9 protein-coding genes and 2 pseudogenes are annotated in these 14738 nt (G+C 48.9%); 3 read left to right on the top strand and 8 right to left on the bottom strand.

The features are described from left to right. Positions 1-83 precede the first annotated feature (83 nt). Together motA and motB are read left to right on the top strand one after the other, a co-directional pair. Complete coding sequence (gene motA / locus PEL01S_RS21720) at positions 84-875, top strand: flagellar motor stator protein MotA (protein ID WP_063187205.1); 792 nt, start codon at positions 84-86, stop codon at positions 873-875. After that, a complete protein-coding gene (motB, locus tag PEL01S_RS21715) occupies positions 868-1701 on the top strand; it encodes a flagellar motor protein MotB (RefSeq protein WP_063187203.1) in 834 nt (277 codons plus the stop codon). The genes motA and motB overlap by 8 nt, the downstream gene beginning before the upstream one ends. 87 nt (positions 1702-1788) lie before the next feature. Here the strand turns inward: motB and PEL01S_RS21710 are convergent, their stop codons facing one another. Next, positions 1789-8514 carry an Ig-like domain-containing protein gene (locus PEL01S_RS21710; RefSeq protein WP_127461813.1) on the bottom strand — a complete coding sequence of 2242 codons (6726 nt, stop codon included), beginning with the start codon at positions 8512-8514 and terminating at the stop codon, positions 1789-1791. A gap of 139 nt (positions 8515-8653) precedes the next feature. Then, positions 8654-9658, bottom strand: coding sequence for a helix-turn-helix domain-containing protein (locus PEL01S_RS21705; protein ID WP_127461812.1), 1005 nt, complete (start codon positions 9656-9658; stop codon positions 8654-8656). Positions 9659-9916: 258 nt separating this feature from the next. Between PEL01S_RS21705 and PEL01S_RS21700 the strand changes: the two genes are divergently transcribed. Beyond that, on the top strand, positions 9917-10963 hold the full coding sequence (locus PEL01S_RS21700; protein ID WP_127461811.1) for an RICIN domain-containing protein: 1047 nt from the start codon (positions 9917-9919) through the stop codon (positions 10961-10963). Positions 10964-11148: 185 nt separating this feature from the next. Here the strand turns inward: PEL01S_RS21700 and PEL01S_RS21695 are convergent, their stop codons facing one another. From PEL01S_RS21695 to PEL01S_RS34945, 6 genes and pseudogenes are all read right to left on the bottom strand, one after another. Continuing rightward, positions 11149-11553: a GBS Bsp-like repeat-containing protein gene (locus PEL01S_RS21695; protein ID WP_127461810.1), complete on the bottom strand. Its 405-nt coding sequence runs from the start codon at positions 11551-11553 to the stop codon at positions 11149-11151. Beyond that, positions 11528-11905, bottom strand: coding sequence for a hypothetical protein (locus PEL01S_RS21690; RefSeq protein WP_127461809.1), 378 nt, complete (start codon positions 11903-11905; stop codon positions 11528-11530). The genes PEL01S_RS21695 and PEL01S_RS21690 overlap by 26 nt, the downstream gene beginning before the upstream one ends. A 1026-nt stretch (positions 11906-12931) precedes the next feature. Further along, the gene (locus PEL01S_RS21685) at positions 12932-13564 is read right to left on the bottom strand and encodes a hypothetical protein (protein WP_255320148.1); all 633 of its coding nucleotides are present in this window, start codon (positions 13562-13564) and stop codon (positions 12932-12934) included. A gap of 96 nt (positions 13565-13660) precedes the next feature. After that, on the bottom strand, positions 13661-14161 hold the full coding sequence (locus tag PEL01S_RS21680) for an esterase/lipase family protein (protein WP_255320150.1): 501 nt from the start codon (positions 14159-14161) through the stop codon (positions 13661-13663). 234 nt (positions 14162-14395) lie between these two features. After that, positions 14396-14608, bottom strand: a pseudogene (locus tag PEL01S_RS35845) (IS110 family transposase); the annotation flags it as partial. After that, positions 14559-14738, bottom strand: a pseudogene (locus tag PEL01S_RS34945) (hypothetical protein); the annotation flags it as partial. The pseudogenes PEL01S_RS35845 and PEL01S_RS34945, both read right to left, overlap by 50 nt.

Here is a 14738-nt window from a genome sequence, read left to right as displayed (position 1 = left end):
TGTGTCATTTTATGTCGAAATAGTGACTGCTCATCTAATGGCATATCGTGCCAGAATAAACAGAAGCGGAAGGTGTTCCTCGCGTGGAAAAATCAACAATCATCGGCATTATTCTCGCAATTATCGCAGTAGGGGTGGGCATGGTATTAAAGGGGGCAAGCCTGTCCGCACTTGTCAATCCGGCGGCGATCCTCATCATTTTCGTCGGAACGGCAGCAGCGCTCTTTATCGGGTTTTCCCTGGAAGAGATGAAATTGTTTCCGAAATTAATGAAAATTGTGTTTACCGAGCAAAAGACGATCTCGAAAATGGAACTGATCGATATGTTCACGGACTGGGTAGCGATTACCCGCCGCGAAGGCTTGCTGGCTATGGAAAGCAAGGTGGAAGAAATCCCCGATCCGTTCTTGCGCAACGGGATGCGGATGATCATCGACGGGAACGATCAGGAGTTCGTTCACGACGTATTAATGGAAGATATACATACGATGCAGGAGCGGCATCGGACGGGCGCGCAAATTTTTACACAAGCCGGTACCTACGCACCGACCCTCGGCGTTCTCGGGGCGGTGGTCGGTTTGATCGCGGCACTCAGCAACTTAAGCGAAATCGAGGCGCTCGGACATTTGATCTCCGCCGCATTCGTCGCTACGCTGCTTGGCATCTTTTCGGGGTACGTATTATGGCACCCTATCGCAAATAAGCTGAAGCAAAAGTCAAAGAAAGAAGTGGAGTTGCGTCTGATGATGGTGGAAGGACTGCTTTCCATTCAGACCGGCATTTCCGCAACCGCCGTCCAACAGAAGCTTATGGTCTTCATACCGACGTCCCAGCGGGAAAAAAATAATGACGATGCGGTGAAAGCGGATGAGTAAAAAACGACAAGAGCATCACGAAGAACACGTTGACGAATCGTGGCTGATTCCTTACGCCGACCTGCTGACGCTGCTGCTTGCGCTGTTCATTATTTTGTTCGCCGCCAGTCAGACGGACCAGAAGAAATACCAGACCATCATGCAATCGTTCAACTCCGCCTTTACCGGTGGGATAGGACAATTTAACTTCTCGAATCTCATTCCGCTGACGACGGAACCGAACATTGACCAAAAGAAGTACGATCAGCCGACTAATCCGGCGACGCCGAACACTTCGGGACAGCAGCAGAAGCAGCAGGAACAGCTTAACAGCCAAATGGCAAAGGAGCAAGTTGACCTCCAGCAGCTGAAAGAAAAATTGGACAAGTACATAGCCGAAAACCAGTTGTCCACCCAACTGGAAACGAAGCTGACCGAAGATCTCCTGATGCTTACGATTCGCGACAACGCGTTGTTCTCGTCCGGATCGGCCACGGTCAAGCCGGAGGCGAAGCAGCTTGCCGGCACGATCTCCGGTATGCTCGCCCAATATCCGGATTATCGGATCGAGGTCGCCGGCCATACGGATAATGTGCCGATTCGAACCGCGGCATTCGAAACCAACTGGGATTTAAGCGCCAAGCGTGCTTTAAATTTCATGAAAATTTTGCTCGAAAACGATAAAATCGGTCCGGAGCGCTTCCGCTCCATCGGATACGGCGAGTACCAGCCGATCGATACGAACGATACCGAAGCCGGCCGTGCGAAAAACCGCCGCGTCGAGGTTAGCATCCTGCGCAGCGTGAAGCCGCCGCAAATGATTGACGCCGCCGCAAAGCAGCCGTAGCCGCTATCGGCCGCAGTCTTATTGAAAATAGAAGAGCCCGATCCGCACGCTGTCGGCGTACGGATTGGGCTCTTTTTCGATGTCGGCTTACTTGTAAATCTTGTTCAAGATGCGGTACATGAACACGGCGACTTCCGCTCTCGTGGCGTTACCTTCCGGGTTCAGCGCCTGACCGTCGCCTTGGATCAGACCTTCCTTGACCATCCCGGCCAGACTGTCCGCCGCATAGGCTGCGACCTTCGCACGATCCGCGAAATCGGCTAACGCCTCGGCACTTGCGGTCATTTTCATGTTTCTGACCGTGCTCAGCGCTCTTGCCGTGATCGTAAACATGTCTTGGCGGGAAATTTTTTCTTTCGGATGAAAGATCTCGTCGCCGGTTCCTTCAATAACTTTCAGTTCCTTGGCCGTGCCCAGCGCTTCGTAATAATAATCGCCGCTGTTCACGTCTTTGAAGTTTCCGGTCACGGATGCTTTCAGCTCCAGCGTTCGAACGAGCATCGCGACAAAGTCCGCTCTCGTCATGTTCAGCGCCGGGGCGTACGTGCTCGCATCCATGCCCTGGATGATGTCGCGCGCCGCTAAAGCCTCGATCGACGGTTTAGCCCACGCGTAAGCCGCAATATCGGCAAACGTCTTATCGACAAACGCTACGGCATATTTGCTAAAATGCTTCACTTCAAACCGTACCGTTCCTGCTGCCGGATCGTAGATGCCGCTCGGCACCGGAAGAATACGACCCGCCGCATCGAGGTACCGGATGACAATACTGCCCGGTTTCTCCAGCTCCTTCGCTGTCGGCTTATACGGAATGGCGATCCGTACGACCGTATCCGGGTTGTTCCATGCGCGGAATGCCCCTTTTTCTCTAACCTCCAAATTGATGATCGGTCGGCTGCCGACTTCTTTCCGGGCCTCTTCGCTAATGGAAGACGGGTCCTCCTTGCTGATCACCAAGCTTACGAAGTCGGTATCCGCTACGTTCTTGTCCTTCAGAAAGTCCGAAGGCACGGTCACGCTGCCGATAGGCGTCACGATCTCGAACTTGTTGTCCGGCGCCGGCTTCGTTACCGATTTCTTAGGCAGCGATATTTCCAAGTGGTTCGCGTTTTGGGCACCTTTCACCTCGACACGGACCACTTTAGCGCCGTCTGAGTCCGACTTGGCTTCCTTCTGCGCAAGCTCCAAATCTTCTGCGCGAATCTCGACTTTTGCGGTTCCCGCTTCGACCTTCGCCTCGACAGAGATGCTGCCCTGCGTTACTGTAGCCTTGCCCGGCGTAACGGCCGGAGGCTGCGTATTGGTATTGCCCGAGCTGCCCGACGTTACTGGCGTGCCAGAATCTCCGGAGCTTCCGGAATCCGAGTCGTCAGAGTTGTTCGCTTCTTTAACAGTGAGTTCGAGGCTGGCAAAGATCTCAGGGTTCTGCTGGCTGACGGCACGGATAATTGCAGATCCCGGCTTCAGCGCCGTGACAAGACCTTGGTCGGTGACGGTAGCCACCCCGGACCAAGCCACATCGTAGACCGCCCATGTGACCGATTTGTTGCTTGCATTTTCCGGAAGCACGGTAGAAGTCAATTGCAGCTTTTCTCCGGCTTTGAGTTCCGCTTTTACTTTATCCAGCTTAATTTCCGCGACATCCACGACAGGCTCTGGTCTGTCCGCTTCTTTCACGATCAGCACCATCTTCGCGTACTTGGTTGGGTCCATCTGGCTGGTCGCGCGAATGGATACCGTTCCTGGATTCAATGCGGTAACCAGACCTTTGTCGGTGACATTAGCGACTCCCGCCGGATCGTCCACCGACCAGATGACGTTTTTGTTAAGCACGTTCTCCGGCAGCACTTTTGCTGACAATTGCAGCGTTTCTTCCACTTTCAGCGTCGCGACCTCGCGATCCAGCCAAACCTCGCTCACTGGCGGATTGGTCGGCTTATCCGCTTCTTCCACCGTCAGCTGGAAGTCCGCAAATTTCGTCGCATCCACTGCGCTCTTCGCACGGATCGTCGCTATTCCAGGCGCAGCCGCCTTAACCAGACCACTGCCGTTGACGGTGGCAATCCCTTTCGACGATTCGCCATATACGGTCCAATAGACGGATTGGGTTACATTCGTCGGAAGAACCGTTGCGTTCAATTGAAGCCCTTGCCCAACTTTCAGTTTGCCGCTCGTTTGGTCCAGCCGCACTTCTTCCACACGAATCTGAGGCAGCCGATCCACCATAATAAAGCTGTCGGCATATACGTTGCTCCATACGCTCGTTGCCCGGACGACGGCACTGCCTAAATTTTGTGCGGTCACCAAGCCGTCCGCGGTCACCTTAACAACATTGTCCGCAGAAGAGCTATAAACGGACCAAGTTACGCTCTTATTGCTGGCATTGGCCGGCAGCACGGTAGCCTTTAATTGAACGCTCTCGTTCACGGCCAGATTGACCTTCGGGTTATCGATCACGACCGATTGAGGCGGAATTTTGAGCAGCCTGAACTGATCCACCACGCGGTCGTTGATCGTTTTGACGACAAATTTCATCTCGTCCTCGTCGATCTCGGCAGCGACGTACATCTGTACCTGCTCGCCGTCCGTCACCCGCTGCCAATCTCTTGCCCATACTTGGTAAAACTTCGGACCGGACGACCCGCCGACGATATAAGTCGTGCCTTCGCCATCGGCGACCGGCTTCTTGTCTTTCATCGGATACGTCCGCACATATACGTGATCGTGACCGTTCATGACCAGATCGACTTGGAACTCGTCAAAAATCGGCGTCCAGGTGTTGCGGATATGCTCGGAGTCGTACATGCTGCCGAACGGTCCGCGGTGGAACGCGACAATCTTCCACTTTTTGTCGGTCGCGGCCAGATCTTTGCGCATCCATTCCTTTTGCTGCTCAAAATCATATTCACTGTTCAGCACCACAAAATGAGCGTTCTTGTAATCAAAGGAGAAGTTGCTTCCTTTGAGACTGTCGATCCCGTTTTGCGGATGGTTGAAATGAGCCAGGTAATCTTCCGTTTTCCGCGTACCGGTCACTTCATGGTTGCCGACGACAGGTACAACGGTCGTTTGCATCAGGATACCTTGAGCGGCATTGAACCACATATTCCACTCGTTTTCCTTAAAGCCGTCCTCGACCAAGTCGCCGCCCTGCACGACGAACTCCGTATCCGGATGATCCGTCATCGCTTTTTTCAAAATATCTCCCCACAGCTTGAAACCCGCTTCGTTCGACGCCTGCGAATCTGCCAGGAAAATGAACTTTGTGCGCTCGCCCGTGGCAGCCGCGGTCTGAAGCGACCCGTGCGGGCTGTAGTTGCCGTGGCCGTCGCCTACACGGAACATATATTGAGTTCCCGGCTCCAAACCGCTTGCAACGGCTTTATGAACTTGCACGGTTCCCGTATCCGTGGTGTTGAACAAGTAGCTGGTGCCGGTAAACCGCTTCACGTTCGGCGCGTTGAAATCCGTAAACTCCGACTTCTTCACGACCTCAACCACCGTATCACCCGTAGCCGGGTCCGTATGCCATGTGAAGGCTTTGGAGGTCGTCGTGTCCGCTCCCATCGTCACGCTGACGTTGCTCGGAACCGGGCTGCCTGCCAGCTTCGAGACTTTAAACTTCAAGATCGGACTGTAGGAGTCGCCCTTGACCGCTTGAAGCTGGTACTCCTTCACTTCAGAAGTAAGAGCCCCCGTAATCAGCGTACCTTGAGCGTCGGTCACACCAACTTCGGTACCGCCGATGACGGTTACTTTCGCTCCTTCGACCGGAGTTCCGTTCTCGCCGACTACCTTGAACGTGGTAGGCATCCCTTGAACGACGCCGTGCTCATCCCAGCTTAGCTGCAAATGATGCTTGATGGCCGCTTCCACCGCCAAGCCGAAGAAGCCGAAGCTTATATCGCCTTTATCTTTAAACGTAATGGCTCCCGTTTTAAAAGCAATCTTGACTGCATCCTTGGCATCGGGCTTAATCCGGTACTGAATTTGGCCGAGCAGATCTTGATCGGTCAAGCCTGCCGTATAAATGTCATTAAAATTCAATTTTACGGCGCCTGTGGCCTCGTCTACCGTAGAGACGAGTTGGCTTTCCGTCAGCTTGCCGCCTTTCAACACGTGCAATCTATCAACCTTCGCCGGATCGAAGCTGAATTCCATCGTTCCGCCCTTAATATCCGCCGCTTTCAGCGCTTTAATATCGACGGTGTACGTATTTCCTGCATAAACAGTTGTCGGAGCGTCATAGACGATCTTCGATGAGCCCGTATCTACCGTAAATGTCCATTCCTTCTCCGTCACGTTGCCGGACAAGTCTCTAATCTTGATCTTCGCCGAGTGAAGACCATCGGCCAACGGCACGTTCGGTGTGTAGTGAATTTGTCCTTTCGGAGGATACAGCGTATGCTGCACCAAGACACCGTCGACGTAGAAGCGGATTTTGTCCGGGTCGATCAGCGTCGTTCCCGGATGTTTCACCGGATCGTAGCCATAGTCTTCACCGATGGCCTCTATTTTCGGCGTATTCGTCGTGACGGTGCTGCCTTCCGCAGGTTTGAAGTCTTTCAGCACAGGTGGGTCCTTATCGTCATTGGTCGGCCCGTAAACCGCCCGGATTTGGTCGATGTAGAGGACACCTGCCGTCTTGTTGTCGTTTTTCGTTTCCATGTAACGTACAGGCTGATCCATGCGCAGCGGCAGTGGACGCCCCTTCGGCACAACGGCCTCCAAATACCGCCAGCCCGTAAAATCGACGCCAACCGTTTGATCTACGTAATCAATGCCGACGGCCGATCCGTTACCGTCACGGATTTGTCCGCGTAGCCAGTGCTTTTTGCCGTCGCCATACACCCACAAGCCGATTTTCTCCGGATAGCCCGGAATTTGAATATTGCTTTCCAGATCTTTCGCTGTGATATAAGCTCCGGAAGTCCCGATTGTTTCCGTAAAATCATACTCCAGCTTCGCCGCTTTATTCCCTAAACGGACGAAGTCCTCATTCGTTTCTTCGCTAAGCTTCATCGTCTTGTAACGTGCGCCGGATTCGACCAAATATTTGCCTGTGCCATTCTCGAAATCCTCCAGCACGACCGGCGGAAGTCCGACCTTGACGTCCATCGACGCTTCAACATTGTTGTATTTCACGAAAATTTTGCCGCTCTGCTCCGTTGCATTTGTCGCGGTAAACGTGCCGTCCGCATCGATGCTGCCGATCGGCCCCTCTACCCGCCATTCGAGCTTGTTGTTTTGCGCGCGAATGAGTTGACCGTTGCGGAGAGCGCTGATGCTCAGCGTAACTTTTTCGCCGGATGTGAAAGTTTTCACCGCATCGGAGAACTTCAGCTCCGTCAGTTCGTTTACAACTTCGACTTGCCCTTTACCCGTTAATCCGCCTGCGGTTGCTGTCACGTCAATCATCCCTGGTTGGTTGCCCGCAGTAAACTTCCCTGTGGTATCGATCGTTCCGAGAGGAGCGTTCAGGCTCCACTCCGGCGTTCCGCCGAACGAAGCGGGATGACCGTTTGCATCCACGGCAGCCGCTTTGAACGTAACGGAAGAGCCGGCCAGTACCCGCTCCAAGTTCGGCTGCACGACCAGCTTGGAAGCGGCGCCTTCCGGCGCTTTGTTCACGAGCAGAAGCCCGTTCGCCGTCTTGCGCTCCGAGCCGTCGGAAGGCCGGTTCAGAATTTGCCGTTTCGTTTCTCCCGGAAGCTTCGCTACGAACGTCGCAGAGCCGCCGCCGTCCAGACAAAGCGCGTTCACGGCGCCCATGTCCTTCATGATCTTCGCGAGATCGTCATAAGACACGCCTTCGCTAAAGCCCGGCGCTCTGCCGTCGATTTCGATCATAATAATCGAACCATCCGCTTTGGTGCCGATTCCGACCCGAGGGTACAAAGCTTTGTCTTCGTGAGTTTGCGCCACGCCGTCCTTCACCAGCATAAAGACGCCGCCCATCGCCATCTTGACGTCTTTCCAGTCGTCCTCCAGCTCGAAGCTTGCTGTCACCTCGTCGCCGATTTTCAGTCCGGCCAGTTCGGCCCGGTGGCTACCCGATGCGGACAAAACGACTTGTCCGGCCTTCAGAGGCGTATTTCCTTTATCCTTATGAATCTCGACCACTTTGAGCTTCAAGCTCTTGCCGCTCTTCACTTCGCCTTCCAGCACATCGAGCACAATCTCGTCGCCGAGATCGTTCGTCATCGTGGAAGTATGGAAGGAAGCGGTGTACAGCATGAGCGCTTCGGTATTTTCCCGCATCCGGTTGATGTGAGAGATCGGGATCGTCTTGCCCCCGATCGTGAGCGTCCGGGTCAGCTCCGGGCTGAAGCCGTAAATCGTCGTGCCGTCGTTCTTCAGACCGAAGGCAAGCCAGCCCCATTTCTCCGGCGGACTGGTCAGAATCTCGCCGTCCCCCATGAACAAACCGAGCGGAACGCCGGTCGCCATATCGTAAAAGTCGCCGTTGATGGCCGCAATGACCCGGTTGCCGGGGGCGTCGGCATCGTCGGCCATTTTGGTTACGCCCTGCATCCCGTATACTTTGCCGTTCGTTTTGCCCGGCTGCAGGTCGAGCGCTTTATTTTTCGGATCAAATTCGACAGAATGAATTTTCTCCAAGCCCTGCGGCAGCTTCATATCCTGCCAGGTGTACTTCGCACCCGGACCGAGCTCCATTTGGCGAGAATCCAGAACTTGTCCGAATGCTGCCTGGAGACTGTCCGCCGCCAAAGCTTGTCCCAAAGGAGAAACCAAAGAGAACATGATAAAAAGGTTGAGCAACAAAGCCATACTGCGTGTCTTTCGTTTCATCTCGTTTCTTTTCCTCCTCGCTGGATTCCGGTCGCCTGAACGACCTGTCCTAGTATAATATGCAAGGCTGGAAAAGTAATGAATCGATCTTATTGTTTCTGAGCCGATTTTCTTCTTAACGAAATCTTTAAAAGTCCTCTCAAATCCCAAATCTTCTCCGGTATTCTCCCGGCGTCATATGTACGGCTTGCTTGAATACTTTATTGAAATACTGCAACGTGTCGTATCCCACTTCGCCGGCCACCTCGTAAATCTTCAGGTTCGGCTGCAGCAGCAGCTCCTTCGCCTTCTCGATCCGGATGCGGTTCAAATAATTGACGAACGAATAACCCGTATACTTCTTGATCTGCACGCTGAAATAAGAGACGCTCATCCCGAAGCGCTCGCTGACCTCAACCAGCGTATGATCGCTCCGGTAGTTCTCCCGGATATAGTCGCAGGCCCGCTTCACATTCAGCTTCACGCTGCTATCGGCCGGCGAGGCGGACTGGGCGATCCAGAATTCGCACAGCCTCTGAAAATAAGCGATAGCCTCTTCTTCGCCCTCCCATAAAAAAGGCTCGTCGAAATTGAGCCCGCGTTTCCTGAGAACGCAGTGCCATTTGGCATAAAGCATGCGAAACAGGCCCAGCCGCTCCCCCTGCTGGCCCTCCTCGAAGCTTTGCATGCTTTGGATCATCTCGGCATGCCTCTGAATGACCGCGCCCGGCTGGAGAAGGTCCAGCCTCTCGAAAAATTGCTGCGCCTGAACGAACTCGCGATGTGCGGTATGGAAATACCCCACCCGCTCTTCCGCCCGCTGCAGCGCACGCCTAAGCTCTTCGGCCTTCACCGGCTTAAGCAAATAATCGATGGCGCCTGCTTGCATAGACTGCCGTACGTAGTCAAAACGCGTGCAGTCGCTCAGCACAATCGTTACCACGGGAATACGCTGTTCGTACACTTGACTTACCAAGGCAAGTCCCTCAAGCCGGGGGAGCATAAGATCGGTCAGGAGAAGCGTCGGCCATCCTTGCTCCATCAATCCTAGAGCTTCTTCCCGGTCACGGGCCTCTCCGACGACGATATGCCCCATCTCCTGCACCATTTTTTTGATTCTCGCGCGTTTACCCGTATAAGGCTCCACAATTAGTACATGAAGCATCGCTGTTGTCCTCCCCATCCTCCTCGCATTCAGGATCCGTTAGATTTGGAGTCCGCTTGTGGTCTTTAACGTATCTTCGGATGAATGGTTGCAGGAAGTGAGCATCTTTGTAAAATCTTTAGAATGGGGATTGTGGAATCGAATATATAAGTCTAGTGGAAAACAAATCACAGGAATTCAGAAAAATATGGAAGACAAGTTCTATCTAGTTTAAACTAGTGAATGTGCTATACCAAATATAAATAAGGGGTACGTCTCATGAAAAAAATCACAATAGTTATATTTCTGTGCGTTTTGCTATTTGTTCATACTCAAACAGCATCTGCAATTCAATACGTATATTCTGGCTCTGGAAAACTAGTATTAGCTGACTTTTCCAACGGGAAATTTATAAATTATCAATTTGATCGAAATGGGAATTTGGAAAGTAAGACTAATTTAATTTGTTTACCTTCAGAATATAAGCTCATAAATGTTGGTAGCAACAAAGCCCTCGATGTATCATCGGGCGAGACTATTCAGGGAACTCGTGTGCAAATATGGAATGAAAATGGAACTAATGCTCAGAGATGGTTGATTTGTAATGCAGCAAATAATTCATATAAACTCATTAATGTAAACAGCGGTAAAGCGCTTGATGTTTCGCAAGGCGGTACCGCGGATGGAACGCCAGTACAAATATGGGGTGATAATGGTACAGGATCGCAGCAATGGCGTCTGATTGACATTGGCGATGGTTCCCATAAATTGATTAATGCAAACAGCGGTAAAGCACTTGATGTTTCGTCGGGTGGTACTGCCGATGGAACACCAGTACAAATATGGGGCGATAACGGAACCACCGCACAAAAGTGGAAACTGATTAAATCTATACCCAATGGTTCAGAATATAAAATAATTAACCTTGGTAGTGGAAAAGCGCTTGATGTTACATGGGGTAGCATTATTGATGGAACGCGCATTCAATTATGGAATGATAATGGTACATATGCTCAAAGATGGCGCATTTATGACATTGGAAGCGATTTATATAAACTCATTAATGTAAACAGCGGTAAAGCGCTTGATGTTTCGCAAGGCGGTACTACGGACGGAACACCAGTACAAATATGGGGTGATAATGGTACAGGATCGCAACAATGGCGTCTGATTGATAATGGCGATGGTTCCTATAAGTTCATTAATGCCAATAGCAGTAAAGCACTCGATGTTTCGCAGGGCGGTACTGCCGATGGAACACTAGTACAAATATGGGGTGATAACGGAACCACCGCACAAAAGTGGAAATTGGTGAAAATAAATTAAGATTTTCGATACGAAAAATTAATTAAAGGATCATGAAAACATTATGTAGCTCCTGCTGCGTGTTTAGAGACAGGGAGCTATTTAATGTTTTAATGTTTACCGTTGTTTTGAATATTATTTCAACTTTAACTCGATAGAAACATAACTTTCGTGAACTAGCCAGCGCAGAAATATTAAAGGAAGATTTAAGGTAAAACCTGAATACTCGCACCCCAGATTCCTATACTATTGCCGTACTGATCGTAACAATAGGCATGCGTGGTATAGGTTCCTGTCTCGTAGTTATGTTCGCTGAAAGGAATTGTCGCTTTCCAAGTTCCGTCTGCCTGCTTTTGGCCCTCCACATGCTTGATATCGTCTTGTCCATTTGCTTCCGTCCACGTCGGGAACGTTACTCGCTGCACTTGATCGCTGACCCCTTCGAGGACCACCTCATAAAAACCGGCTTTGAACCCTACTTTTTCCGGGGCCCGTAAGGACGTAGTTTCTTTGACGATCGTCTTCGCCCCGCCAAAAAACTTGCCATCCACCCATACGTCGTTATAGTAAAGGCCTGTTTCATAGTTATGTTTGCCTATTCTCCAGATCATCGCCTCCGTTGGCCTCTGTCCATGTTGGGAAGCTTACAGAGGTTGCGCCTTTTGCTATCCCGTACGCGTACACGTCATACGAAGCGTTGGACAGACTCACTTCCGCTGGCGCTTCGACACTTGGGATTTTTACTACTTTTTTAATAATAAGATTGCCTGCATTATCATAGCGATTGATAATGGCCATTCCATTATTCGTGTCGGTATATACCAATCTCCCCGAGTTATCGTAGTTATATTCCGTAGCATTAGTAGAAGCATTAGACTCACTATTAGGAAGGAAAATCAAGATTATTGCTAAGCTTAAACAAATCATGTAAAACGATTTTTTGCTGTGATCGGAAATGTACATAAAATTATCCCCCAAAACATCAAACTGTAGTTAGTTCTATAGGCTCATGAAAATTTTCCTGCTAAATTATACCTTTAGCAGATGATGTCTGTATATAGGGGGTTTAGTAAGTATTTCTCTTTCGTCGCTTCCAACACATGTGGAGTCCGTGCTTAGCAGTTAGGTTAAAATCCTAGACTCAAAAACCCCATAATTTGGATTTAAAAGATTTAACGAAAACTTTGAGAGTTTAATGTATAGCGCGATAATTGCCCCTCATGCGCTTGTTCTCTTGTAAATTCTCTATGCCATATTATATTTGTGGTAATTCTCCATTTTTATTAAAGCTTTAACTTGTTACTGGACTACTGTCAATAGATTGGACATATAGAATCGAGAGAATTACGCAGCTGCATGGTACATACGTTCGTACTGAAGATCATGCCGGATGCGATTTGCGCTCTCCTGCTCTGCCAGAGGCCGAGCAAGTTTCGCTTTAGCTTCAGCACGCTCCTCATTACGATTCTGATGGGCGTCTTGAAGCCTGTACCATTTGCATTCTCCCGGCCTTCTTCATGCCCTCTGCTTTCTTCTCCATGAACTCCTAGTTGGGCTGTAGAAGCTCTATGGTCAGCCCGTTCACAATAGCCTCATTGCGCCACTTGATGTAAGCGTACATCGTCGGTATGGACAACGGAAGACGATTTTCCTTACACCATTCCACACATTTGGCTGCTGATTTTCCTTCGTCGATCATCTTGTCTAATAACGGGCGTTTCTTCCCTTCTACTAACTCATTAATCTTCCCCGACATGCTTACTCCCAATCTTGCCTCGTCTAGCTTTCTTCATTGCTTGCCTATTCACCCCACGTTTTTATTTGTATACAAGGCAATATCCACTCAAGCCAGAGTTTCCTCCGCCGCGTAAACATATTGAGTGTTTTTTGTATTGTCCGGGCAAAAAGAAACCACAATACGCGTGGGTTAGTCGCATTGTGGTAAAATATTTACTTCAAGTTACATTAAACTGACGCATGGATAGCATTTCACTGTACCTTCATTGCTTTTCCTATTTTTACATCGATTTCATATTTTTCATTCGGCAAAGGGAATTTTGATGTCGTATATAAGATAAAAACATCTCTCTTAGAAGTCGCTTCCAACGCAATCCAGTAATTTACCTTTCCCTCAGAAAGCCCCCTAATATTAGTTACGGGTATTTCCAAAGGAATACGTATTTCTTCACCGGTAGAAACGTTCTTTAAGTAGAGCCGAGCGTAGCTGTTTTTTTGGAACAAATTAATTAGTTCAAGTTGATATTCATACTGACCATCTGCTGTTGTTTGAAGTGTATCCGTTGTTATATTCTCAGTTAACCAACCACTCGTATTTACATTCTTAAATAATATAGAACTTAATGATAACATACATATAATTATTATAAAAACACCTATTATGCTCCACGATGATGAAGAAGGCCACCTTTTGAACAATAAAATAATCGATAAAATAATTAGTAATATTGATGGGATTCCAAAGTAAACCAAAACGACTGTTGACACTAAATCTATTCCCCGTTGAAAATTTGCTGTCGTTCCAAGTATAAACCACATAACAGCAGATAAATTAACCAAAATAACTAATGCCCATATAACTCTTATTAATTGTAGCAATAGCACTCACTACCCTTTAAAATTATTTATGATGTATGACTCGTAATTGTATATACGGACTGCTAATCACAATCCGTATATACCAACGAATTAACGAATTAATTATGGTTTTACATAAAAATCTGCTAGTAGTTTCTGAATATACTGTTTCCAAACATCTATATTAGAGTGCATTACTGAATGGGACTCAATCCCATTATATTTTTTATCAACCTCAACTTTTACATTGGCTGCTCCATCAAATGTGCGATGTGCCTTTCCTAGTAACCATATACTACCTCCATTAACTTGAACTCCATCACGTTCATTATAAACATGAAGATGCTGCCCTACTTCTTGTTTAAGCTGATATCCTCTAACTGGTGTTGCAATTGTGACAAGAGTTTCAACTTTTATGTCCTTTTCACCCAAAAGATTCGCTACCATAATTGCAACATTTCCTCCATGGCTATGCCCCACCAATCTAATGGGTTCATCAGGATTTTCTTCTCTCCATTTTAGAATTTCAGTAGCTAATGTTTTAGCGCCTTCTTTTCTAGCTGAGTCAGTATTGTCACCCGACCAACGGTGTGTATCAACCTCTTCATAATAGAAGCCACCAATATACTCTCTAAATTCCGGTGTCCAAGTTTCCGGCTTACTAAATGTGCCATGAATTAGCCAAATTTTATGACCAGTTGGGTAGTATAAATTAACGGATTGTTATGTGCATACGTATAAAGATTCAAACTGAGCGGATTGGAAATATCCCCTTCATACGTATCCTAGTTGATAAAGCGGCCCATCTAATTAAAAGGGCAACAACTGTTTTCCAATTGCCGCCCATCTATCATTATATCATCCTGCTTGCTTTATGGATACTTCCGGAATTCTGTATGCTGCTTTCGTTCGCATCAGGTAATGGACCACGTTGACCAATTTACGCATAATGCACACAATGGCTTGCTGCTTTGTCTTTCCTGCTGTCAGCTTTTGCTCATAGTAAGCATGAAAGTAAGGATTACGCGGCTCTTTCTTGTTGCGTGTTACGGCTATCTGACGGAACTGCAAATTTATGTAATGGCCTTATTTGATCGCTTGCCATGTTTAAGACGGCCATCGTGCAAGCTTCATACGTTTGAATTTGCTGCATCAGTTCTCGTTCCTCGGCATCCAATCTGTTCATAAGGGTAAGTTTCAA

Source organism: Paenibacillus elgii NBRC 100335 (genome assembly GCF_004000865.1).
GTDB classification, from domain to species: Bacteria; Bacillota; Bacilli; order Paenibacillales; family NBRC-103111; genus Paenibacillus_G; species Paenibacillus_G elgii.
The sequence above is the reverse complement of the archived record's forward strand: the minus strand, read 5'-3'. Positions and strand labels throughout refer to the sequence as shown.